This is a genomic window from Paenibacillus ginsengarvi, from assembly GCF_003626695.1.
Classification (GTDB): Bacteria; Bacillota; Bacilli; order Paenibacillales; family NBRC-103111; genus Paenibacillus_AB; species Paenibacillus_AB ginsengarvi.
Genome location: NZ_RBAH01000007.1, coordinates 177,911 through 201,750, shown reverse-complemented (window position 1 = coordinate 201,750; position 23,840 = coordinate 177,911). Strand labels below are relative to the sequence as shown.

Genomic DNA, 23,840 nt, shown 5'->3' with positions numbered 1-23,840 from the left:
TCCTTTCACACGAACCAGACGTTCAGCACGACGACAAAAGCGATTACGCCGACGACGCCGGCGACGATGAAGCCGATGCCGGAGCGGGCCATTTGCTGGAACAGGCGGAGTACGCCCATGCCGAACATGGAAAGGATAAACAAAATGAATAAGGCGACGGTAATAAAAAAGCTGGCCGAGAGGCCGGAAATGTTGACAAGATTCATAGTTTCACTCCTTCAGAAGTCGGGGGTTGACGTTTTCGGCGGCGCGGCGGCCGACTTGCGGACGATCATGGCCGAAGGCAGCCGGATGATGCGCCGTTCCATCTCGTCCTTCAGGCGGATTCGCTCGGCGAGCAGATGAATGCCCTTGTAGCCGAAGTCGTAGGCCGGCTGAACTGCCACGGTCAGGAACGGGTCGAGCTTTGAAGCGAGACCGACGTCTTCGAAGCACACGACGGATATTTGCTCGGGGACTCCGATTCCCTTGTCGCGCAAAAAAGAGATGACGCTGACGGCTAGCACGTTGTTCGCCGCAAACAGCGCCGTTGGCGGGTTGGGCAGCGCAAGCAGCCTTTCCAGCTTGTCCGGGTCGTCGAATCGGTTGTAGCCGTATTCCACAACGAGCGACTCGTCATAGTGGATACCGTGACGGGCAAGCGCGTCGCAATAGCCGCCATATCTTTCCCGCGCGGTCGAAACGGTGCCGTAGCCGTTGACGAGCGCGATTCGCCGGTGGCCGAGCCCGATCAAATAGTCCGTAAGCTGATCAGCGCCTAGCCGGTTTTCGCCGAGCACGACGTCCGCCTCCGTGCCGGGCACGTCACGGTCCACGAGGACGTAAGGGATGCGATGCCGATCCAGCATATTCAGATGCTCGATCGAAGCATCGGATGCGGGGGCGAATAGCAGCCCGTCAACGCGGGTGGATAACACCATATCGACATACTCCCGCTCCTTCGCCAACTTCTCGTCGCTATTGCCGAACAGCAGCTTGTAGCCAAGCTCGAGCGCGGCGTCCTCGGCGCCTCTGGCGAGCGTGGTGAAGAACGGGTTCGTAATATCGGTGATTAGCAGCGAAAGCATCTTCGTTTCCTGTTTGACGAGACTGCGCGCCGTCGAGTTCGGGACATAGTTCAGCTCGTCCATGATCCGTTTCACTTTTTCCCGGGTTTTGGCGCTGATCCGTCCGGAATCGTTAATGACCCGCGACACGGTCATTGCGGATACGTTCGCTCGTTTGGCGATATCGTATATCGTTACCATAAGACCGTCCTTCGTTTCGTAGTCATTTCTTATTGTAAGTGAATTCTAGTAATCGGATCAAGAGCGGGCCGTGCGGTTTGCGTCATCCGCTCCGGGTGGAGGTTTTCCATGCAGGTTCAGGCTAAGATATACGATTTAAAAGATGTAAGCGCCGAACAACTGCATTACGTAGTTGTTATGCCGCGAATGAATGGGAAATGGCTCGTATGCCGGCATGCCGAACGCCGCACATGGGAGTTTGCGGGGGGCCATATCGAGCCCGGCGAAACCCCGGAAGAAGCGGCGAGACGCGAGCTGTACGAAGAGACGGGAACACGGAGCTGCGAGCTGCACGCCGTGGCCGTTTACTCCGTCAGCCGAGAAGGGGAGGATGAAAGCTTCGGTATGCTGTTCTACGCCGACATCCGCGAGATCGGCAGGCTGCCGGCATTCGAAATGGCCGAAACGCGCCTCGTGGCGGAGCTTCCGGAGTTACTGACCTACCCGACGATTTATCCCGTTTTATACGGATGCATAGCCGATTGGCTGCGTTCCGGAGCGATGCCGCACTATTCGGAGCGGCTGCTGTAAGCCTGCCGAATAGCCTTCCTATTTGAGACGAATTATAGACATGATACATTAATCGCTTCGGTTGTCTGGTGTGCCAATTTGTAATAGACTAGGGATAGAAACGGCTCGCTTCGGTACCGCGGCGGCGGCCGGATCACGGGAGGAACGTCATGAACGCCCTTTTAATGCAGTTTAAAGATCAACTGTCGGACGATTTCCAGTTCAAATTTAACCGGCACAGGGGGAGCAATCACCGCCAAAGGCTCCATATGCATGACTATATCCAGATCGCCTATGTCGTCGGCGGGGTCGGAAACCACCACTTTTACGACAAGACGCTTACGGTCGGCAAGGGCGATCTGTTCATTATTCCGCAAGGACAGGCGCATAGCATCAACACGATCGACGGCAAGGAATGCGAGTTCGTGCTGCTTGATTTTATGCCGACCTTTCTTGGCGATCATCTGAAGCCGTTTTCAAGATCGCTGTTCCAGCATGTAGTCCAGTGCGGCAAGTCCGGAACGACATCCGAATGGTTGCAGCCGTGGCTGCATATTTCCCAGGACAAGCAGCTGCTTGTCGAGCAATTGCTTCAGGACATTCAGGAGGAAGTCGAGAACCGCGAGGAAGGTTACGAGTTTTCCATTCAGATCAACGTCGTCAAGCTGCTCATTCTGATCGACAGGGAGTTTCGCCGGACGGAGCGGCTGCGCCAGTCGGCAGCGTGCCAGAAGCAGCACAAGGTGTTCCAGGACGTCATCCGCTACATTCAGGAAAACTACGGGCAAGATATCCCGCTTGAGCAGGGCGCGTACATCGCAGGGATGACCCCGGCCTATTTCAGTCATCTGTTCAAAAAGGCGACCGGCCAAACGTTCGTCGAATATTTGCACGAGGTGCGCATCGAAAGGGCGAAAGAGCTAATCCGGATCGGCGTCCATACGATGACGCAAATTTGCTTCCAGGTCGGCTTCCGCCATCTCAGCCATTTTATCCGCACGTTCAAGAAACGGACCGGCATGACGCCGACGGAATACAAGAAGGCGGCGCTCAACATAAACTAGCAAGGATGGTTTTGAAACAACAACTAAAAAAAGAGCAATGCCATTAATAAAATAGTGCAAGCGGCGAAAGCCGTTACACGGTATAGTTAGTTACGTGTAACGGGCTTTTTTTTGTATTTGGATGCCATAGAAAGAGCCATACCTTGCAAACTCAAAGGAGTCGAGACAAACTATGAGTATTTTGAAGGTCGGTATTATCGGACAAGGCCGCAGCGGCCGCAATATTCACGGGAATTTGCTCGTTAAGCTTGCGGACAAGTATAAAATCGTAGCCGTCGCCGACGGCCTGGAAGACCGCCGCGTTCGCGCCGAGCAGGAGTACGGCTGCAAAGCTTACGCCACCTATGAGGAAATGGTAGCGAACGAACAACTCGATCTCGTCGTAAACGCGTCCCCGAGCGATCTGCACTTCCCGATCTCGCTGGACCTGCTTAATAAAGGCTTCAACGTGCTGTGCGAAAAGCCGCTGGCCAAATCCCCGGCGGAAGTCGATCAATTGATCGCCGCTTCGGAAAAATCCGGCAAAGTGCTCGCCGTATTCCAACAGTCGCGCTATATGCCGGCCTTTTTGAAAATTCGCGAAATTATCGAATCCGGCGTGCTTGGTCGCGTTGTGCAAGTAGATTTCACGAATAACGGCTTTGCCCGCCGCTGGGACTGGCAAACGCTGCAAGCGAATAACGGCGGCAACCTGCTGAACACGGGACCGCATCCGGTCGACCAGGCGCTGCAATTGTTCGGAACGGATCTTATGCCGCAAGTCACCTGTATTATGGACCGCGCCAACACGTTTGGCGACGCCGAAGATTATGTCAAAATCATTTTGCGCGGACAAGGACGCCCGACGATCGACCTGGAAATTTCGTCCTGCTCGGTTTATTCGAGACCGCAATTTACGGTGCAAGGCACAAACGGCGGCTTGACCGGCAATACGAACAAGCTGCAATGGAAATATTTTAAGCCGGAGGAAGCGCCGGCTCAAGAGCTTACCCGCACGCCGCTGTTTAACGCGAACGGAGAGCCTGCTTATTGCAGCGAAAAGCTCACCTGGTACGAAGGCGACTGGCAGTTTGAAGCTGCCGAAGGGTTTTCGATGTTCGACCAAAACACGAAGTCGCTGTACAACATGCTGCACAACTCGCTCACAACCGGGGCGCCGCTTGAAATTACGCCTCAGCAAGTGCGTCAGCAAATGGCGGTTATGGAAGAGTGCCGTCGTCAAAACCCGCATATTTACGCTTAAGGATAATCAATCGACACAGAGCGCAAAAAAGGCTGCCATCGCTGGCGGCCTTCTTTGCATCTCTTTCGTTATGCAAAATCGATATCGAGAAACGGCAAATCGTGCAGCATATTGTTCGTCGTGAACTCGAGCATTTCCTTGCTCCAAGGATGCAAACGGTTCAAGTCCAAGCTGCGAAACGCCCCCGCATACACCAACAGCTCCCGAAGCCGCAAAAAAAGAGGAATGCGGCGCTGCCACTCGGCGGACAAGCTGTTCTCCCGGCAATACCCTTCCATAAACGAGTCATAAAAACGTCTGGCGGCTTGCTCCCGGCGATCCTTGCCGTCACTTGGCAGCGGAGTTGCATAAAATAACGAGTTGGCGATGTCGGCGGCAAACCAGCCGTATTCGCATTCGTCGAAATCGAACAGCGTCAGCCGATCGCCGTCTGCGTGCACGTTGTTCTGATGAATATCGCCATGAATGAGGCCGAAGCTGTCCGGATCTTTCGGAAGCGCTGACAACTGCTCCATAAACCGTTCCTTTTTGTCAACGACCTCGCTGTACGCTTCCGTTACGTAGCTCGCGAATTCGCGCAAATATTGATTCTGCGACCAATCGCTTCTTATAGGCGCAGATGGTTTTGGGATATACATCTTCGTGCGTGCGTGTATTTTCCCGGTGAAACGCCCGAGCTGCCGGATGAACCGTTCATCCTCGGCATAAGTGCGGTAATCCGGTTTCGCGCCGGGAGCTTTTTCGAATGCCGTGACGATAAAGCTGGCGTTTCCAGAGCCGATCTCGGCGAGCGGCTTATGGTCTCTTGTTCGTATGGGCCTGGCGGCCGGTACTTCATGATCGGCCAAATCCCATATCCAATCCAGCTCCGCTTGAATCATAGACGCAGTCCGATGGGAAGTGTGTGTCAGTCTTAGGATGCGTGCCTGTCGGCGGTCGTCCATTGCGCCGAATACAAAGTTTTGAAAACCGTGCAAGTTGATGAGCGAGTCTCTGCGAAGGCCGAATCGTTCGGCGGCTTCATTCAGCAGCTTGTCATCCAGCAGCGCTCGTATTTCTTGTTTCATTTGAAACCTCCCTAATCATAGTTGCGGATTATAGGGAGGTTTTTTTCGGTTCCTGAGGCAGCAAGAGAAGCAGACAACGTTTGAAATGTCTCAATGCGATCCTCCTTCGGCAAAAGCGCCAGTGTGAGCCAGCCGTTTTAAAAAATCGTTGGCTTCCCGCGGATGGCGGAAGATGTAAACGGTCTGGTGTTTTTGAGCTTCACGCAGCTTGTTCAGCAGCTTCGGGCGATTGCGTTTGCGGAAAAACCAGATCCATTTCAGAAAGGAGAGGTCGATCTTCTCCGGGCAGCCTTCGCCCATATCGGCGCGGGAGCGACCGGCGTACTGAAACCGTCGCTTCCATACCCGGTACAGACACAAGTAACGCGGATAGTCGAAAAAAATAACGGTATCGGACCGCTGCAAACGGAGGTCGAGCGTACGGGAGTAGTTGCCGTCAATAATCCACCGTTCCCCGGCGGCCAGCCGGACCACTTCCGCATCAAATGCCTCAGGCTCGGCGGCGATCCAGCCGGACTTCCAGAAGTAGGAATCGAGATGGTGAACCGGCAGACCGGTCCGTTCGCCGATCCGCTGCGACAGGGTGGATTTGCCGGAACCGGCGCACCCGAGAATGACAATTCGGTTCAATTGAAAGTCCCTCCTAGTGCCGAAGACGTGCCAAGCTAATCATCCGCCTCCGTCGATCGACGGGACCGCCTCACGATTTTGAATCGCGGCGAAGAGGGGACGGGCGTCGGGAGCAAGGCGCAGCGTACGAACACGATAGCATACCGGGACTGGGAATGGTACGGATTATATCGTTTTAATCAGATATTCGGGATTTGCCAGTCGATCTCCGCGAGGCCGCGCTCGCGCAAAAAAACGTTTGCCCGCGAAAACGGCTTGCTTCCGAAAAATCCCCGGTATGCAGACAAGGGGCTCGGATGGGGCGAACGAATAATAAAATGCTTCGACGTATCGATAAGCTGCATTTTTTGCTGCGCGGGACTGCCCCACAGCATGAAAACAACCGGTTCCTCGCGTTCGTTCAGCAGTGCGATGATGCGGTCCGTGAACGACTCCCAGCCTTTGCCGCGATGGGAATTGGCCGTGTGCGCCTGTACCGTCAGCACGGTGTTCAGCAGCAGCACGCCCTGCTCGGCCCATTTGACGAGATGGCCGTTATTCGGGATGTAGCAGCCCAGATCGTCCACAAGCTCCTTGAAAATGTTTTGCAGCGACGGCGGCGCAGGAACGCCAGGCTTAACCGAGAAGCTGAGGCCATGCGCTTGTCCGGGGCCGTGATACGGATCTTGTCCCAAAATGACAACCTTCGTATCCTTGTAGCCGGTCAAATGCAGAGCGGTGTATATATCGTACATGTCCGGAAAAACCGTCCGGCTGCGGTATTCCTGGGCGAGAAAGTTGCGAAGCTCTTGATAATAGGGTTTGGCGAATTCGCTTTCGAGCAGCGGCGCCCAGTCGTTGTTCAGAATGGTGGTCACGGTATCTCTCTCCTGTATGTAGATTGACTCTATCATTTTATCATAGATTGCGATGCGGAGGGCTCGCGTCGGTGAACTTTCTTTGGTTCGCCGACATGGTATAATGGTACAAAGCCCCGATTGTAACAAGGAGATAATGCGTGTCGGCGGCTCCGAAAAGTCCGGTGCAAACGGAAGGTAAGCCCCGTTTCGCTTTTCGGGAGGAAGGGAGATAGGGACTATGAGCGATCAAACGCAGCAACAATATGAAGTGGCGACATTTGCCGGCGGCTGTTTCTGGTGCATGGTGAAGCCGTTCGATAAACAGCCGGGAATCATACGCGTCGTTTCCGGTTATACGGGCGGTCATGTGGAAAATCCGACGTACGAACAAGTATGCTCGGGAGCGACCGGGCATGTCGAGGCGGTACAGATTACGTTCGATCCCGCCATTTTTCCATACGAGGATCTTGTCGATCTGTTCTGGAAAACGATCGATCCGACCGACCCGGGCGGTCAGTTCAACGATCGCGGCCACTCGTACACGACGGCGATTTTCACCCATTCGGAGGAGCAGCGGGCCGCGGCGGAGCAGTCGAAGCTTAGGCTAACGCAAAGCGGCATCTTCCAGAAGCCGATCGTCACGCCGATTTTGCCGGCTCAGCCGTTTTATCCGGCCGAAGGGTACCACCAGGACTATTACAAGACGAATCCGGTCCGCTACGAGGCGTACTACGTCGGGTCCGGACGGGCGAAGTTTTTGAAGGATGCCTGGAAAGACAAATCCCAGGCGGAGCAGCTCAAGGCGCGCCTGACGCCGATGCAATTCGAAGTGACGCAAAATAGCGGCACCGAACCCCCGTTTCGCAACGAATTTTGGGATCATAAGGAAGACGGGTTGTATGTCGATATCGTCTCCGGCAAGCCGCTGTTCAGCTCGCTGGACAAATTCGATTCGGGCTGCGGCTGGCCTTCGTTTACGAAGCCGGTCGACGAAGAGGAAGTGACGGAGCATATCGATCTTGCGCATAACATGATCCGCACGGAAGTACGCAGCAAGGACGCGGACTCGCATCTCGGGCATGTGTTCGAGGACGGTCCGCAGCCGACGGGACTGCGGTACTGCATCAACTCGGCTGCGCTCCGGTTCGTGCCGGTGAACAAGCTCGAGGAAGAAGGCTACGGCGCTTATTTGCCGCTTTTCAAGCGATAAGCTGAAAGAAGATACAGTGCGAGTGTTTGTGAAATGGAGCCTTGCTGCTATACGCAGCGGGCTCTTTTTTGCTGCCGTTTTCGCGAATGCGGAAGTTTCCGCTACTCGCGCAAAACTAGCCCGATCGGGCCAGCATGAAACCGGCAGCGCATCCATATACATGGGGTGTAACGCTTGTTTATCGAGGTGAAAACGATGAGCATTACCCCGTTGTTTCATTTGGAGCGCTCTACATTCAAAGTAACAGGCATGACCTGCGCCGCCTGCGCCGCCAGAATCGAAAAATCGCTATCGCGAATGGACGGCATCGATCAGGTCGCCGTTAATCTGGCGATGGAGCGGATGTCCATCGCCTTTGACGGGCGGAAGATCGGCGCTGCGCAGATCGGCGAAAAGGTAACCCAGCTCGGCTACGGCATGCTGCCGCTCACGCGGGACGGTGAAGGCGGAGAAGTAAGCGGCGACGAGGAACGGAAACGGCTTCGCAATCGGTTCCTCTGGTCGGCTCTGTTTACGCTGCCGCTGCTGTGGACGATGTTCGGTCACTGGTCGTTTACGTCTGGCGTATGGGTGCCTGCGCTGTTTATGGATCCATGGTTTCAATTCGCGATGGCGCTGCCGGTCCAGTTCGTGTTCGGACTCCAGTTTTACATCGGCGCTTACCGGGCTTTGCGCGGCCGAACGGCGAATATGGATGTGCTGATCGTGCTTTCCACTTCTGCGGCGTTTCTGTACAGTCACTATTTGACTGTCACGGGCGCCTCGCCGCACGGAACGATGCACGGCGGCATGCACGAGGGACATGTACCGCTTTATTACGAGACGAGCGCGATGATTATTACGATCGTGCATCTCGGCAAATGGTTGGAGTCGCTTGCAAAAAAGCGCACGCTCACGGCGATTCGCCGGCTGCACGAGCTGCAGGTGCGAACGGTGACGCTGCTGACGCGGTCCGGCGAAGAGGAGGTGCCGATCGAGCAGGTGAAGGCGGGCGATACGGTGCTGATTCGGCCGGGCGAGAAAATTCCGGTGGACGGCCGGGTCTTATCCGGCAGCTCCGCCGTGGATGAATCGGCGGTGACGGGCGAAGTCGCTCCGGCGGATAAGCGGGACGGCGACAGCGTTTTGGCCGGGACGATTAACAAAACGGGAGCGCTTCGCGTCTTCGCCATGGCGGCGGGCGATCAGTCGACCGTAGCCAAAATGGTCCGTCTGCTCGAAGAGGCGCAGAGCTCCAAGCCGTCGATTCAGCGTATCGCAGACCGGATCGCCTCCGTATTCGTACCCGTCATCGTCACTCTGGCCGCCGCGACGTTCGCCTACTGGCTGTATGCGCCCGAAGCGGGGGAACTCGGCAACGCCATGATCCGAGCGATATCGGTGCTTGTCATCGCCTGCCCTTGTGCGATCGGTCTGGCGACTCCGACCTCGATTCTCGTCGGTACCGGCCGAGCGGCCCAATTCGGCATTTTGTTCAAGGAAGGCCGGCATCTGGAGCAGATGCACCTGATCGATACGGTCGTGCTCGACAAAACCGGGACGATTACGGAAGGAAAGCCGAAGCTGATCGAGATATCGGCGTCCGGCGGCGGTACGAAGGAGGAGCTGCTGCGCCTGGCGGCGGCCGCCGAGTTCAGCTCCGAACATCCGCTGGCGCAGGCGATCGTGCTGAGCGCCGTTCGCGAAGGGCTGGACGTGCCGAGGACGACGCGATTCGAAGCGATACCCGGATACGGGATCGGCGCGATGGTGGACGATCGCGAGGTATACGTGGGCACGAGACAACTGCTGCTCCAGCAAGGGGTTACGCCGCTCGAGGATCCCGAGCGGATCGGCAGACTGGAGGCGCAGCGGGCATCCGTGCTGTATGTGGCTGTGAACGGCAAGTATGCCGGATTTCTCGCGCTTCAGGATACAATCCCGCCCGCATCGAGAGAAGCGGTCAAGAAGCTCGGCCGGATGGGGCTGGACGTCATTATGATGACGGGGGACAATGAAAGAACCGCGAAGGCGATCGCCTCCGAGCTTGGCATCCGCCAAGTGTACGCCAACGTGCTGCCCGAGGAAAAGGTGGCGCATGTGCGCAAGCTTCAGCAGTCCGGCCGGAAGGTGGCGATGGTCGGGGACGGCTTGAACGACGCCGCTGCGCTCGGCGCGGCCGATATCGGCATTGCGGTCGGCACGGGGACGGATATGGCGATTGAGGCCGCCGATGTGACGCTGCTGAAGCGCAGCTTGACCGGGGTGCCGACAGCCATCCGCATCGGGCGCAAAACGATCGGCAATATCCGCCAAAACCTGTTGTTTGCGCTCATTTACAATATCGTTGCGATCCCGTTCGCCGCCTCGGGCATACTCGAGCCCTGGATGGCCGGTACGGCGATGACGCTCAGCTCCGTTTCCGTAGTTTGCAATTCGCTGCGTTTGCACCGCGCGATTTCCTAAAAGCCGCTCACGAAAATGAAGGCCGCCTTTGCCCGGCGGCCTTCATCTTTTTTACGCCGATTGTTGCGAAAAGTCGAATCCTTGCGCCGAATCCAACAATTCGGAGGGAAATCTAGCAGGAAAAACCAGCCGTTCAGCGAATGTATGTGAAGGTGCGTCTATGTGGCACCAATTTATTCGGTTAGGGGATGAACGTGATTCGCAAAAACAAAATAGGGATGCTTGGCAAATGGTTCGTGCTGGTGTTATTGGTTGCGGTTGTAGGCTGTTCTTCGCTCGGAGGACTGGACTTGAACAAAGCGCTGCTGTCCGGGTTCGATACGACCTCCATGCAGGGAAACTCCACCATATCGCTTGAGCTTAAGCTCGATCCGAAGAAGCAGCCGGACGACAAAACGAAAGCGATGGTCGAACTGCTAAACGGGATGAAGGTGGAACTGAAGCAGCTTAAGATGGAAAGCCGCGAGCGGATGTCGATTGCCGGACAGCTGACGCTTGCGAAAGGCGCGATTCCGTTCCAATTGTTTGCCGCTCCCGATCGGATGGTTCTGAAGATCGACGGGGCTCCCGAAACGATGGTGTTCCCGTTCGGGCTCAGCGGCGTAATGCCGATGTCCGACGGAGACCTGATGTTCTCCGAAGCTTTGCAGAGCATTATGGCGAAATATAAAGAAAAAGGAATCGATAAAACGTACGCGTCCCTGATCGTGAACAATCTGCCGAATCCGAAGTCGATCGGCGTTTCTTCGGGAACGGAGACGATACATAACGAGCAGGTGAACGGATATAAGCTGGAGACGACGATAGGCGGAAGCGAGCTTCTGCCGCTGCTCAAGACGTTTATCCGCAACTTGACGAAGGACGATCAGATGCTGAGACAACTCGTCTCGCAGCTGTACGATGTAGTGTGGCCGGTCGTCGAGCCTTATCTCAAGCAAGGGGCTCTGGAGTTGCCGATGTCCGGAAGTGCGGACCCGTTCGGATCGGTAGAGGCACTCGGGCCGGTAGAGGCGTTCGGGATGTTCGGCGGCATCAGGGATAGTCTCATGGACGTCGCCGCCGACAAGGAATTGGCGGTCGATATGCTGCATACGCTCGTGAAGCAGGTGTTGTACATAGCCTATATCGGCGTCGACAGTATGGGCAGAGGGGAAAACAATCCGATCAAGGACATTCTGGGCGACAAAACGTATGCGAAGGCGAAGCTGTTCTTCGATCGCGATCTCGCTCTGCGCAAGTCGGATATCGAGCTGTCGGTCGGTCCGCAGTCCGAAGACACATCCGGTATTTCGGCGATCGTGCTGCGGATAGCATCGGAATACTGGGAACTGAACAAGCCGGTCAAAGCCGACGTCGTCGAAGCCGGAGCGAAACCGTTTATTCTCGGCAAAAACGGCACGTTCCTCGAATGGATGAAAACCATAGAGCCGAGCTCCCTGCTCGGGGAACTGCTGGCAGATGAAATCAAGCGCCAATCGGTGCCGCCATTCACCTACGAGACGAAATCGATTTTGATTCCGGTCGGCGAAGCGGGTACGGCGCTTGGAAAAACGGCCTATATCGAGAACGGCACGGCTTACGCCGCGCTTGACATGCTCGCTCTCAAGATGGATGCCGACGCCGCCTACAATGGAGATACGGCAACGATAACGACATACTGGGATTCTGTGATCGAGCTTACGATCGGCAGCTCGAATGCAATTATCGACGGGGAGTCGTACGAAATGGACGGCACCGTCCGCAAGCATAACGGTCTGGTCTATGTTCCGTGCCGGTTTATCGCCGAGGAGCTTGGCGGTTACGTATGGTTCGACGAAGAGCAAAACGTTATTGTTGTGGAATGGTACGAGTAAGAAACGCAAAAAACGCCGCAATATCCGTAGCCGGATGTTTGAGGCGTTTTTGTTGTAACGGTATCGTGAGCGGGTAACGGTCTATGCGCCAGCTACTGCACTCACACCGTACTGCTGCCGGTCCAAACGCCAGCGTTCTAGCTGCGCTCCGCCCGCCAAGCGGCATGATTCGTCGGGCCGATGCCGCCCCCGATCTCCAGGCCGGAGCCGATCGCGGCCGTTATGAACCGCTTCGCTTCCGCGACGGCCTCGGGGACCGGCAGCCGCTTTGCGAGTCCGGCGGCGATCGCCGAAGCCGTTGTGCAGCCCGTGCCGTGCGTATGCTTCGTGCGAAAACGCGGCGAGCGGTAAAGCCGCACTTCCGTTCCGTCATAGAGCACGTCGACCGCCTCGTCGCCGTCCATATGACCGCCCTTCAGAAAAATATACCGGGGGCCATAGGCAAAAAGCCGCTTCGCTGCCTCCACCGCTTCCTCGACGCTGCGTATCTCGGGTTCGCCGAGGATCGCACTTGCTTCCGGCACGTTAGGCGTCAATACGGTCGCGAGCGGCAAAAGCTCCCGTCGCAGCGCCTCTACGGCTTCCGCTTGCAGAAGCGCCGCGCCGCCCTTCGCGATCATGACGGGATCGACCACGAGGGGAAGCGGGCCGTATTGTCTGAGCTTTCCCGCTACGAGCGTTATAATTTCCGCCGAGAACAGCATCCCGGTTTTGATCGCGTCCGCGCCGATATCGGATAGAACCGAATCGATCTGGCTGCCGACGGTTTGCGGCGGAATCGGAAATACCGCTTGCACGCCGAGCGTATTTTGCGAGGTGAGCGCCGTGATCGCGCTCGTTCCGAATACGCCGAGCTCCTGAAACGTTTTCAGGTCGGCCTGAATGCCTGCGCCGCCGCCCGAATCCGAGCCGGCGATCGTAAGTGCTTTGTATACAGTCATGCGGGCGCCTCCTGAACAAGTATATGCCACCTTCTAAGCCGCTGTCCTGATCTAACTGAATCGTTCGGGATCGAACGCGGCGACTGCCGATCCGCCCGGGTTGCGCCCTTCCGCGATATCCGCAATGACGTGTGCAGTGACCGGGCTGAGCAAAATGCCGTTACGATAATGGCCGGCTGCAATCAGCAGGCTGTCCGAGCGGCTCGGCTTGCCGAGCAGAGGGAAGCCGTCCTGCGACGCGGGACGAAGCCCGGCCCATTCATGGAACGGCCGCATGGACCCGAGGAACGGGAACAGCTTGCCGTTCCAGCTTTCCAGTCTGGCAATGCCGCGCCGCGTCACCGCAGTTTGAAACCCGGCCACGTCCTCGGAAGCGCCGCAGACGAGAGTGCCGTTGCGTTTGCCGACCACATACCCTTGGCTGCAAAACACCATATGGCGAACCGGCTTATCGGGCGTTTCATAGGCGCATATTTGTCCGCGAATCGGATAGACGGGGATGGACATGCCGAATTCCGCTTCGAGCAGCCCGGCCCAGGCGCCGTTTGCGACCAGCAGTGTGTCGCCGCAGAAACGCTCTCCCGCGGCCGAGCGAACTTCCGCACCGCCGTTCCAACGCACGATGTCGATCTGCTCCAGACCGTCGCGAATGACGACGCCGATGCGTTTGCAGGCCGCTTCTAGCGCCTTGACATAGTCGGGGGCATAAACATGCGATTCCCCCGGATAGTGCAGCGCCCCTATCGCATCCGATGTTATGCGCGGCTCCAGCTCGCGCAGCTCGTGCGCGCTTAACAGCTCGCAGCGGGCGCCATGTTCATTTTGCCACAGCTTGCGCGACTCCATCGCCTGAATGTCTGCTCCATGGTAGATCGTATACAAACTGCCCGTTTCCGCGTACTCGAAGTCGAACCCGGACACTTCCTTGACCGCTCGCTGCCACTCCGGGTACAACTGCAAGCTTCGCAAGCATAGCTTGAAAAAGGGATCGGGCTGCTCGACGTTTTCGGAAAACGGGGCGAGCATGCCGGCTGCCGCTCCCGAGGCTTGCCCGCCGCATGTTCTCGGCTCCAGCAGCGTCACGGCGAAGCCCCGGCGCTTCAGTTCGAAAGCGCAAGAGAGGCCGATAACGCCGCCGCCGAGCACCAGTATATGCTTTGTCATGAAACAACCAGCTTTCTGTTCGTTAGGATAGCGAAAGGGCGATTAGAAGCCCGGCTTGGAGACTAGCTGCTCCAGTCCGCTGCTCGCGGAAGCGTACCGCTTCTTCGGAATGCGTCCGGCCGTGTAAGAGAGGCGTCCGGCCTCGATCGCAAGCTTCATGGCGAGCGCCATTTTGACCGGATCTTTCGCCTTGGCCACCGGCGTATTCATCAGGATGCCGTCCACGCCAAGCTCCATCGCCTGCACGACTTCCTGAGCGGAGCCGAGGCCTGCGTCGACGATAACCGGCACCCCGGCTTCTTCCGCGATAAGCCCGATATTATACGGATTGAGGATGCCGAGGCCGGTGCCGATCGGGGCGCCGCCCGGCATAACCGCAGCCGCGCCGGCTTCCTCGAGCCTTTTGCACAAAATCGGGTCGTCCGACGTATATGGCAGCACAACAAAACCTTCGGAAGCGAGCCGTTCCGTCGCTTTCAGCGTTTCGATCGGGTCGGGCAGCAGCGTTTTCTCATTCGCGCTGATCTCGACCTTGATCCAGTTGCCGATGCCGGAGGCGCGCGCCAGCCGGGCGATTCGCACCGCTTCGTCGGCCGTGCTGGCGCCGGACGTATTCGGCAAGTAAGTAAACGATTTTCCTTCAAAATGCTGCAAAATCGCGTCGTCTTCCGGCGAATCCAGATTGACGCGGCGTATGGCGAACGTGAGCACCTGAGCGCCCGACGCTTCGATCGCCGCATTTTGCACAAACGGATTCGGATATCGGCCGGTTCCGAGGAAAAAGCGGGAGGTCAGGGTAATTCCGCCGATCATAAGCTGATCGTTCGTTACAGTCGTCATTCGCTTCAGCCACCTCCGACAAAATGAACGAGCTCGATGCGTTGACCGTTCTCCAACTGTGTGGCCGCCCAGTCCGGCTTCGGCACAATCGAGCCGTCGATTTCGACAACGACCATCTTCTGCTCCAGGCTGTAGGCGTGCAGCAGGTCGAGTACCGTACCCGACTCGAACGAGAACGAGGCCGGTTGTCCGTTTACGATAAGATTCATGTTAGGTTGCCTCCGGGTAAAAAAGATCGGTAACGCGTCAAACGGTGCTGCCGCTGCCTGCGGCGGCATCGATTCTGGCGAGAAACTCCTTGCAAGTGCCTGCGACGTCGTCGCTGCCGACGATCTCGCTGATCGCACATATGCGCGATGCTCCGGCATCCAGCACTTGATTGACGTTATGCAGCTTGATGCCGCCGATGGCGACGAACGGAATGCGGATTTCCGCGGCGACTTGCTTTACATAATCTGTCGTCACCGGATCGACGACGTCTTCCTTGCTTTTCGTTGCAAATATGGGGCCGACGCCGATGTAATCCGCGCCGTCGCGCTCCGCCTGCCGCGCCTCTTCGATGGCGTGCGTAGAGATGCCGATGATTTTGCTCCCTACGATTTTGCGCGCTTCGGCCAGCGGCAGATCGTCTTGGCCGAGATGGATGCCATCGGCATCAACGGCGAGGGCAATATCGATATGGTCGTTGACGATAAACGTAACGCCATAACGGCTTGTCAGCTCGCGCAGCGCCTTCGCCTTCGCCAACACATCGCGTTTCGGGCTTTTTTTGTCGCGCAGCTGAATGATGTCGCAGCCGCCCCGGATCGCTTCCTCCATAACTTCCAGCATCGTCCGTCCGGGATGGAATTGTTCGCCGGTAATGGCGTACAGCTTAAACTCTTTCATAAGTACGGTCCTCCTGTTCGTCGTCTACATGCCGATATAACGGGCGTACAGCGTCTTCGCCCGAATCGGGTCTTCCGTCCCTTGCACAAGCGCCCGTCCGTCGGGGAACAGAACGAGCCGTTCGCCTTCGGGAAGCTCGGCCTTCAGCAGAAACGGATTGGCCCGGACGACAGCCACTTTCTCCAGCCTGCCGCGCCACTCGTCCAGATCGAACATGCTTCGCGCTTTGATCTGCACCGTCTCCCGGCCGCATAGCGAAGTGGCGCTGTCCGCGGCTTCCTCGCGCTCCAGGGCGGGGTAACGGCCGCCGCTGCACACCGGGCATTCGGAGCTGGGGGAAGGAAGCTTCATCTCATAATAATGATTGTGCCAAATATCTAACGTAACCAGGCTGCAGCGATTCGCGGCTGACGCGCCGACCAAATATTTGAGCGCCTCGGCTGCCTGGTATGATGCGACGATATCGACAACAGGGGCGATGACCCCTATGGTGTCGCATGTTTCGCCGGCGCCGTCGGATGGCTGAATCAGACAGCGAAGGCAGGCGGTCTCGCCCGGCACGAAGATAGCGCTCATCCCGCGCGAGGCGACGGAGCCGCCGTACACGAACGGGATACCGGAGCGGAAGCAAGCATCGTTTAGCAAATAACGTGTTTGAAAATTGTCGGTGCCGTCGAGCACGAGGTCGATGCCCTCCAGCAGCTCGCCGATATTGTCCACGGTCGCGTCGGCTACTACCGCTTCCAGCCTGACGCCGGAGTTGATGCGGGACAGCCGCTGGCGGGCCGCTACTGCCTTGGGAAGCGAAGCTGCGGCGTCATCCTCGTCGTACAGCATCTGCCTTTGCAAATTGCTCGCTTCCACGTAGTCCCGATCGACGAACCGGACTATGCCGACGCCGGCGCGAACCATATGATTCGCCAGCACGGTGCCAAGGGCGCCCATGCCGACAATCAGTACGGCACGTTCGCCGAGTCTCGTCTGACCGTCCGGTCCGATCGGCTTGAACAGCATTTGCCGGGAATACCGGCTTTTCGTTTCGTCCGTTTGCATAACGCCCCCGGTGCCTCCATTCCTGCGTATGAACATACAAAAAAACCGCCGGCAAGGGCGGTTTCGCTTCGATGCTCGACCTAGGTTAACGTCAAGATCGCTGTGCATATCGCCACTTCCCTACGCTGGCACTCACTCCAGATCAGGTTCGAAGAGTTCGAAGGTCGCTCCTTCATCTCAGCCCGATACACGGGCTCCCCTAGTGATTCGTTCGATTCGGTTCCCTCTCACCTTACAATGATCGTGGCGGATTGTCAACTTGGTCAAATCCGATTGGAGGCAGAAGCTTCCGTTGACATGAAGCAGCATGAGTAGAAGATTTCGTTTGATCTAAATATGACACATTTTAAATTCATTAATCCCTATTTAAAACATACTAATATGTGATATAGTGTGTATTATAAAAATAAACATTCCGGAATGTGAATCGAAATGGGGAGGAATATGCATATGACAATCGGGGTTGGCATTAATGGGCTGGGGAGAATCGGGCGCTTGTTGATTCGTCGGGGGTTCGGCGAAGGTCGGATGGATATACGGGCGATTAATACATCGCATTCGGCGGAATCGATCGCGCATCTTCTGAAATACGATTCGGTGCATGGACGGTGGAATGCGGATATTTCCATAGACGGCGGGGATCTTATCATTAACGGCAAGCGGGTCAAAGTAATCTCTGAACGCAATCCGGAAGCGATAGACTGGAAATCGTGCGACGTACGCCTCGTTCTGGACGCAACGGGCAAATTTACCGATCGCGCCGGAGCGGAGAAACATAAGGTCGGAGGGGCCGAATGGGTAATCGTCACGGCGCCTGGCAAAGATCTCGACTTAACCGTCGTGATGGGCGCGAACGACAGGAAATACGATCCGCTGCGCCATAGGCTGCTGTCGGCGGCGTCGTGCACGACCAACTGCGTGGCTCCGGTGCTGCGCATGGTGGACGATATTTTCGGCATTCGCAGAGCGTGGGTGACGACCGTTCACGCTTATACGAACGATCAGAACCACCTTGACAATCCGCATAAAGACTTGCGCCGGGCGCGTGCGTGCGGGCAGTCGATCATTCCTACGACAACCGGAATCGGCAAAGCTTTGTCCGGTGTGCTTCCTCATCTGGCTCCGGTCGTGGAAGGCGTGTCCCTGCGCGTTCCGGTGCCGGATGTGTCCATCGCGGATATGACGATAGAGGTGAAAAGCCCGGTTTGCAAACAGTCGGCAGCCGAAGTTCTGAAACGCGCGGCCGCCAGCGAGCTGTTCGCTTCGTATGTGGAATGGAGCGAGGAACCCCTCGTATCGTCCGATTATATCGGCTCGGATAAATCGGCCGTTATTGACGGGTTGTCGATTGCCGCGGCTGACAATCAGTTGAAGCTGCTCGCCTGGTACGACAACGAATGGGGCTATGCCTGCCGGGTAATCGATACGGCCCTGATGGTGGAACGCGCCTTCGAGGAGGCAGATCATGCTGCTCGATCTGTTCTTGCGTAAGCGGACGTCCAGTTGGAATTTATAAGGTCTATTCGAGACGGACCGATTCCGGTAGTATGAAGGTATGGGTCAAGCGAAATGTAGGGCCGGGAAAACAAGGGGTAAGGCGCAATCCTGCCCCTTGAGGAAGGTGGATTTATGCCCAAGGGAACGGCAAAACCGGAAAAGTACAACGAATAGTTGTATGTAACCTGTTTTTTAATCGAAATTCAAAATAAAGGGTAGATTAATTAAACGACTCGTGGTATAACTGTTGTATACAGGTTTATATACATGTATTATACAGTTAAACTTTGCTATTTACTCCAAATTGGAGGTGAACATGAGTATCGGCTGTTTGTTATGCAAACGCCATCAAACTTCGAAGTCTCTTACTTGCAATCGCTTGCATATACCGCTCCACTAAGATTCCATCTAGCTTTCAGCTCAGGGAGGTCACACTCGTGAAAAGACTAAAGCAATTGGCAGCGCTTTCGATCGCATCCACCTTAGTATTGTCCGCTTGCGGTACAAAAGATGATAAACCTGCTGCAGATGCAGGTAACGGCAAAACCGACAATGGCAAGGAAAAGCTAGCGCTTAACTGGCTCGTCATGGCCAGCAATACAACCGCCCAGCTTCCATCCGACAAGTCCAAAGACTTCGTGCTGAAAACGATCGAGGACAAATTTAACGTTTCGCTCAAGCTGGAATATATGGCTCCGGGAACCGACTACGTTTCCAAGCTGAATACCCGGGTTGCCGGCGGCGATATTCCGGATATGTTCCAGATCGACGGCACCGCCTCGAACAAGTTCATTCTCGATAAAATTCCCGCCGATATGACGAAGTGGGTTACCGCGGCCAAAATGCCGAATTACTTCAAATATTGGATTAACGACACCGAAATGCAGCGTTACCAAATCCAGAACGTTTTTATGCGCGCTCCGATCCCGTTCAACCGCGAGCAATTTTTCACGCATTATGTGCGCAAAGACTGGATCGATGCCTTGAACAAAAAAGATCCGAGCCTCAAGCTGAAAGTCCCGACCAATTATGACGAATATCTCGCTGTAGTTAAAGCGTTCACATTTAACGATCCGGACGGCAACGGCAAAAACGATACGTACGGAATTACGGCGGCTGCAAACGGCAACGCGATTCCGCGCGATTTCCCGGAATGGATCAAAAACAATATGGCTCCCGGCTTTATAATCGACAACGGCCAATTTATCGATACGGCCAGCGACATTCGTCTGAGCAGCGTGCTGACCGATCTGAAATCGCTGATCAACCTGAAGGTCGTCGATCCGGACTGGTTCCTCAACAAGCCGGGCCAAAATCTGGAGAAAGTACAGCAAGGCCGGGCGGGCATCTTCTTCAGCACGGCTCGCGACGCTGTATTCGAAAATACGCCGAACAGCGTTCAGAAGAAAACAAGAGACGTAACCGGCCAGCCGGCCGAGTTCGTTCCGTTTAATATCGCGCCGAACAATCCGATCAGCTACGAGGCTCTTCCCGGCAACGCATGGATGATCAGCTCGAAAGCGTCGGACGCGAAGGCGCAGCGTTCGATCGAAATTCTCGACTGGCTTGCCGGCGAGGAAGGCTTCCTGCTTACGCACTACGGTCAAGCCGGCGTTCATTACAAGAAGGACGGCAATAAAATCGTCGTTGACCCGGCGGCGTTCAAGAAAGACATTACAGATAACGGCAGCTTCCTCGACATTTGGGGCTCGGTGTTCAGCAGCCCGGCGATCATGCCGTCCAAGCTCGGTCTCGAGTACGTCAACCCGAACGAAACGGATCGCGACCGTCAAATCGCCAACACGGTAAAAGCTTATAAATATACGCTGCTCGGCACGAATCTGGCGCCGATTCCGGGCATGGACCTGTCCGCGTTCCGCAAGCAGCTGTACTCGTACCAGAACAAAATTTTGTTCGAAGAGAAGGATGCTTCGAACTGGCCGAAATACCGCGAAGAGCTGATGTCGAAATATCAAGGCAAAGGTTTGTTCGAAGGTTATGCCGAGCAGGTAGGAACGGCTCTGAAGCAAACTGTGAAGTTCAAAGCGGAAAACTGATCGGCCGATAGGCAATAGGGAAGAGCGTGCGGCGATGCACGCTCTTTTGCTGTGCTCCGGGCGTTTGAAGGGGAGCAAATAAGGCCAAAACTAAGCGATAGAGCACGGGCAGGCAGGAGAACCCGAACGGTTGTCGAAACATGCATCATGGTACTTCTGGCCATAGCATACGTTTAAGAGGAGGGACGCTGTGACCAAGCTGCCGCAGCTTGTAATAACGATCGTAGCCGCTTCCGCGCTTTTGCTCGCCTCTTGCGGGCAAACCGCAGCCCCGCCCGCGCCGCCGGCAGCCGTCCCGGAAGGAACGAAACCCGTGCCGGAACAAAAGGACGACAAGCTGAGCCTGTTTTGGATGATCGCGATTCCGGAGAGCGGGCCGAGCTTGCCCGGGGCAGGCAAAGATTTTATAAAGAAAACGATCGAGGATAAGTTCAAAGTCGATCTGCGGCTGGAATATTTGCCGATGGGCGATATGTATACGAGTAAGCTGAACGCTCTGCTGGCCGGAGATAATCCGCCCGACATGTTCCAGGCGGACGGCGCCAAATCGTACGGTTATATCAGGGAAGGGGCGGCGGCGGATTTGACGCCGTACGTCACCCCGCTGGCGATGCCGAATTACTTCAAATGGGTGACGCCGGACGAAGTGAAGCGATACCAGGCGGGGCAAACGTTCCGCAGAGCGCCGGTGCCTTTTTCCAAAAATTACTATGGGGCTTATTACGTGCGCAAAGACTGGATCGATGCGCTGAACAATAAAAATCCGTCCTTGCAGCTCAAGGTGCCAACGAATTATGACGAAATGATCGCCGTCATGAAAGCTTTCACCTTCGAGGACCCGGATGGCAACGGCAAAAACGACACGTACGGTTATACGTCCACCGGCTCGGGCATGGCGATTCCGAACGATATGCCGCAGTGGTTCAAGTACGGCTTGACCCCCGGTTTTTATATCGACGAGGGGGGCCGATTGATCGATAGCGGAACGAATACGCGGACGGCTCTCGTGCTGGACGATATTCGCGCGATGATGGAGATGAAGATTATCGACCCGGACTGGTTCAAGAACAAGGCCGGCGAAAATATGAGCCGGGTGCAGCAGGGGAAGGCCGGCATTTTTTTCAGCAATGTGCGCGATATCGCCTTCGATCATTCCCCGAACAGCGTGCAAAAAAAGACGCGCGAAATGACGGGCAACGAAAACGCCACCTTCGAGGCGTTTCATATTGCAGGCAATATTCCGGTAACGTACGCGCCGATTCCGGGCATTCCGTTCATGCTCGGCGCCAAGACGACTGAGGCAAAGGCCCGCCGCACGGTGGAAATACTGGATTATCTCGCAAGTCCGGAAGGCTGGCTGCTGACCCATATCGGCAAAGAAAACGTGCATTACAAGCGCTACGGCAGCAAAATTACGCTTATTCCCGACGCGATTCAGAAGGAAATAGGCGCAAACGGCAATTTTACGGAAATATGGGGAAGCGTCTTCGGCTACAAGGTGAAGGACCCGGCGGCGATCGGCCTGACGATTTTCGACCCGCGCGAAACGGAACACGACCGATCCATACTGCGGCTGTTCCAAACGCTCAAGCTGTATGAGCTCGGCACGAATGTGGCGCCGCCGCCGGGAGTCGATATCGGAACGTACCGCAAAGAGATGCGCGCCCTTCAGGCGAAAACGCTGTTCGAGGACAAAGATTCCGCGAATTGGCCGGCGTATTTGGACGAACTGCTCGGCAAACACAAGGGAAGGGCGATCTTCGATACGTATGCGCAGCAAATTACGAATGCGCTGGGGCGGAAGGTTACGTTCAGCGCCGACTGATCCGCGAAAATGTCCGGAGTTAGGCTCGATTTTGACACATGCCCGCCCCCTCCGAGGCGGTATGATAAACCCGTATGCATATACGATGGAGCATAAAGCCAAAGGAGGAATCTCCATGAGCCTGGAAATCGGATCGGCCAAAGTGGATATTACACCGGAACAAGCGGTGCCGTTAGCCGGCTTCGCCGTCAGACAAAACAAGCCCTTCGAGGACGTTCACAGCCGCCTGTACCTCAGGGCGCTATATTTGCGGGAGCGCAAGGAGGACGGAACCGTAAGCAATGCCGTTATCGTCTCCGCCGATCTGCTGTGGTGGGGATCGGACCGCGTCCCGATTATTCGCCAAAAGCTGCATGAACGGTGGGGCCTGGAGCCGGCCGCCATCGTGCTGAATGGCACGCACAGTCATTCCGGGCCGCAAACGAGCTTCGTCTTTCATCGGCTGCTCGGGCAGGCGGACGCCGGATATGTGGACTTTTTGGAGAACAGGCTGTACGAGGCGATCGGGCAAGCGGAGCGTAGTGCGGAGCCGGTTGCGCTGGAGAAGGGAGTCGCTTCGTCCGACATCGGCATCCAGCGCCGTCTGTACAAGAACGGGAAGGTAGCGGGAGGATATAACCCTGACGGGCCGGCCGATCCGGAGGTCACCGTTATCCGGGCGCGAACCGAAAGGGGGACGACCAAGGCGGTTATCGTTCATTACACTTGCCATCCGGTGACGACGAATGTGAACCGCGTATCGTCCGAATTTACAGGCGCGGCTATGGATAAGCTGGAGACGAGGTTGGGCGGGCAGACGGTGTGCCTGTTCCTGCAAGGAGCTTGCGGCGACATCAATATTTTCAAATCCAGCGCACCCGCGGAACTAACGGACGAATATGCGATCATCGACTACTTCGGCAGCCGGCTGGCGGATACCGTAAGCGGCGTGCTTGATGCCGAGATGCGGCGGCTTGAGCCTGCCGTCTTGAAGGGGACAGCATGCGAGCAGCCGCTGCCGCTGAAACGTTTGCCCGGCAGAGAGCAGCTGGAGCAGATGGCGGCTAAGGGAGAATCGCCGTACGACGAATGGGCGGTCGCGATGCTGGCCATGCTGGAGGAAAGGCCGCAGCAGCTTGTACTGGAAATGAACCGGCTGGACATTGCGGAGGGGCTGTCTCTACTCGTCATGAATGCGGAAGTTGTTGTTGAATACGGTCTGTTCCTCAAAGAGCGATCGGGCGGCCAAATACTGCCGGTACCGTATTCGAACGGGATGATCGGGTACGTGCCGACCAAGAAGCAGATCGGATACGGCGGCTACGAGCCCGTACTGTCGACCTATTATTTCCATATGCCGAGCACGTTCGAGGAGAGCATTGAAGAGACGATACGCGCCAGGATTGGCGAAATCGTCCGCGAATGAGCATTGACAGGGTGTGAGGGAGA

Annotated in this window: 21 protein-coding genes and 1 riboswitch; of the genes, 10 read left to right on the top strand and 11 right to left on the bottom strand. The window is 56.2% G+C overall.

Annotation, left to right across the window (positions count from 1 at the left end; genetic code table 11):
• Positions 1 to 5: 5 nt before the first annotated feature.
• Both D7M11_RS12250 and D7M11_RS12245 read right to left on the bottom strand, forming a co-directional pair.
• Positions 6 to 206 carry a hypothetical protein gene (locus D7M11_RS12250; protein ID WP_120747498.1) on the bottom strand — a complete coding sequence of 67 codons (201 nt, stop codon included), beginning with the start codon at positions 204 to 206 and terminating at the stop codon, positions 6 to 8.
• Between the two features lie 12 nt (positions 207 to 218).
• Complete coding sequence (locus D7M11_RS12245) at positions 219 to 1,247, bottom strand: LacI family DNA-binding transcriptional regulator (RefSeq protein WP_120747497.1); 1,029 nt, start codon at positions 1,245 to 1,247, stop codon at positions 219 to 221.
• A gap of 108 nt (positions 1,248 to 1,355) precedes the next feature.
• On the opposite strand from D7M11_RS12245, the gene D7M11_RS12240 reads away from it, so the two are divergent.
• From D7M11_RS12240 to D7M11_RS12230, 3 genes are all read left to right on the top strand, one after another.
• Positions 1,356 to 1,817, top strand: coding sequence for an NUDIX hydrolase (locus D7M11_RS12240; protein WP_120747496.1), 462 nt, complete (start codon positions 1,356 to 1,358; stop codon positions 1,815 to 1,817).
• A 149-nt stretch (positions 1,818 to 1,966) separates the two neighbouring features.
• Positions 1,967 to 2,860, top strand: coding sequence for an AraC family transcriptional regulator (locus tag D7M11_RS12235; RefSeq protein ID WP_120747495.1), 894 nt, complete (start codon positions 1,967 to 1,969; stop codon positions 2,858 to 2,860).
• A 172-nt stretch (positions 2,861 to 3,032) separates the two neighbouring features.
• Positions 3,033 to 4,103 (top strand): Gfo/Idh/MocA family protein, encoded by a 1,071-nt coding sequence (locus tag D7M11_RS12230; RefSeq protein WP_120747494.1) that lies wholly within the window; start codon positions 3,033 to 3,035, stop codon positions 4,101 to 4,103.
• Positions 4,104 to 4,171: 68 nt separating this feature from the next.
• On the opposite strand, the gene D7M11_RS12225 is transcribed toward D7M11_RS12230, so the two are convergent.
• The 3 genes from D7M11_RS12225 to D7M11_RS12215 form a co-directional block, all read right to left on the bottom strand.
• Positions 4,172 to 5,170 (bottom strand): phosphotransferase enzyme family protein, encoded by a 999-nt coding sequence (locus tag D7M11_RS12225; RefSeq protein ID WP_120747493.1) that lies wholly within the window; start codon positions 5,168 to 5,170, stop codon positions 4,172 to 4,174.
• A 90-nt stretch (positions 5,171 to 5,260) separates the two neighbouring features.
• Positions 5,261 to 5,800 carry a DNA topology modulation protein gene (locus tag D7M11_RS12220; protein WP_120747492.1) on the bottom strand — a complete coding sequence of 180 codons (540 nt, stop codon included), beginning with the start codon at positions 5,798 to 5,800 and terminating at the stop codon, positions 5,261 to 5,263.
• A gap of 179 nt (positions 5,801 to 5,979) precedes the next feature.
• Complete coding sequence (locus D7M11_RS12215; RefSeq protein WP_240041070.1) at positions 5,980 to 6,657, bottom strand: uracil-DNA glycosylase; 678 nt, start codon at positions 6,655 to 6,657, stop codon at positions 5,980 to 5,982.
• A 220-nt stretch (positions 6,658 to 6,877) separates the two neighbouring features.
• Between D7M11_RS12215 and msrB the strand changes: the two genes are divergently transcribed.
• The 3 genes from msrB to D7M11_RS12200 all read left to right on the top strand — a co-directional run bounded on the left by msrB (position 6,878) and on the right by D7M11_RS12200 (position 12,147).
• Positions 6,878 to 7,849 (top strand): peptide-methionine (R)-S-oxide reductase MsrB, encoded by a 972-nt coding sequence (msrB, locus tag D7M11_RS12210; protein WP_120747490.1) that lies wholly within the window; start codon positions 6,878 to 6,880, stop codon positions 7,847 to 7,849.
• A 174-nt stretch (positions 7,850 to 8,023) separates the two neighbouring features.
• A complete protein-coding gene (locus tag D7M11_RS12205; RefSeq protein ID WP_240041069.1) occupies positions 8,024 to 10,294 on the top strand; it encodes a heavy metal translocating P-type ATPase in 2,271 nt (756 codons plus the stop codon).
• A gap of 194 nt (positions 10,295 to 10,488) precedes the next feature.
• Positions 10,489 to 12,147, top strand: coding sequence for a copper amine oxidase N-terminal domain-containing protein (locus tag D7M11_RS12200; RefSeq protein WP_158606567.1), 1,659 nt, complete (start codon positions 10,489 to 10,491; stop codon positions 12,145 to 12,147).
• 137 nt (positions 12,148 to 12,284) lie between these two features.
• On the opposite strand, the gene thiD is transcribed toward D7M11_RS12200, so the two are convergent.
• Genes thiD through D7M11_RS12170 form a run of 6 tightly spaced genes read right to left on the bottom strand, consistent with a single transcriptional unit; the run spans position 12,285 to position 17,069 of the window.
• Positions 12,285 to 13,088 (bottom strand): bifunctional hydroxymethylpyrimidine kinase/phosphomethylpyrimidine kinase, encoded by an 804-nt coding sequence (thiD, locus tag D7M11_RS12195; protein ID WP_120747488.1) that lies wholly within the window; start codon positions 13,086 to 13,088, stop codon positions 12,285 to 12,287.
• Positions 13,089 to 13,139: 51 nt separating this feature from the next.
• Entirely contained in the window at positions 13,140 to 14,252 is a 1,113-nt protein-coding gene (gene thiO, locus D7M11_RS12190) for a glycine oxidase ThiO (protein WP_120747487.1), read from the bottom strand.
• Positions 14,253 to 14,294: 42 nt separating this feature from the next.
• A complete protein-coding gene (locus D7M11_RS12185; protein ID WP_120747486.1) occupies positions 14,295 to 15,092 on the bottom strand; it encodes a thiazole synthase in 798 nt (265 codons plus the stop codon).
• Between the two features lie 5 nt (positions 15,093 to 15,097).
• A complete protein-coding gene (gene thiS, locus D7M11_RS12180; RefSeq protein ID WP_120747485.1) occupies positions 15,098 to 15,301 on the bottom strand; it encodes a sulfur carrier protein ThiS in 204 nt (67 codons plus the stop codon).
• 37 nt (positions 15,302 to 15,338) lie between these two features.
• Positions 15,339 to 15,980 carry a thiamine phosphate synthase gene (thiE, locus tag D7M11_RS12175; protein WP_120747484.1) on the bottom strand — a complete coding sequence of 214 codons (642 nt, stop codon included), beginning with the start codon at positions 15,978 to 15,980 and terminating at the stop codon, positions 15,339 to 15,341.
• A gap of 24 nt (positions 15,981 to 16,004) precedes the next feature.
• A complete protein-coding gene (locus tag D7M11_RS12170; RefSeq protein ID WP_240041068.1) occupies positions 16,005 to 17,069 on the bottom strand; it encodes a ThiF family adenylyltransferase in 1,065 nt (354 codons plus the stop codon).
• A gap of 64 nt (positions 17,070 to 17,133) precedes the next feature.
• Positions 17,134 to 17,244: riboswitch (TPP riboswitch) on the bottom strand.
• Between the two features lie 239 nt (positions 17,245 to 17,483).
• Between D7M11_RS12170 and gap the strand changes: the two genes are divergently transcribed.
• The 4 genes from gap to D7M11_RS12150 all read left to right on the top strand — a co-directional run bounded on the left by gap (position 17,484) and on the right by D7M11_RS12150 (position 23,817).
• Positions 17,484 to 18,524, top strand: a complete 1,041-nt coding sequence (gene gap / locus D7M11_RS12165) for a type I glyceraldehyde-3-phosphate dehydrogenase (RefSeq protein WP_193556174.1) — start codon at positions 17,484 to 17,486, stop codon at positions 18,522 to 18,524.
• Between the two features lie 443 nt (positions 18,525 to 18,967).
• A complete protein-coding gene (locus D7M11_RS12160; RefSeq protein WP_120747481.1) occupies positions 18,968 to 20,587 on the top strand; it encodes a type 2 periplasmic-binding domain-containing protein in 1,620 nt (539 codons plus the stop codon).
• A gap of 190 nt (positions 20,588 to 20,777) precedes the next feature.
• A complete protein-coding gene (locus D7M11_RS12155) occupies positions 20,778 to 22,412 on the top strand; it encodes an extracellular solute-binding protein (RefSeq protein ID WP_120747480.1) in 1,635 nt (544 codons plus the stop codon).
• Between the two features lie 115 nt (positions 22,413 to 22,527).
• Positions 22,528 to 23,817, top strand: a complete 1,290-nt coding sequence (locus D7M11_RS12150) for a neutral/alkaline non-lysosomal ceramidase N-terminal domain-containing protein (protein WP_158606566.1) — start codon at positions 22,528 to 22,530, stop codon at positions 23,815 to 23,817.
• The last annotated feature ends 23 nt before the right edge of the window (positions 23,818 to 23,840 follow it).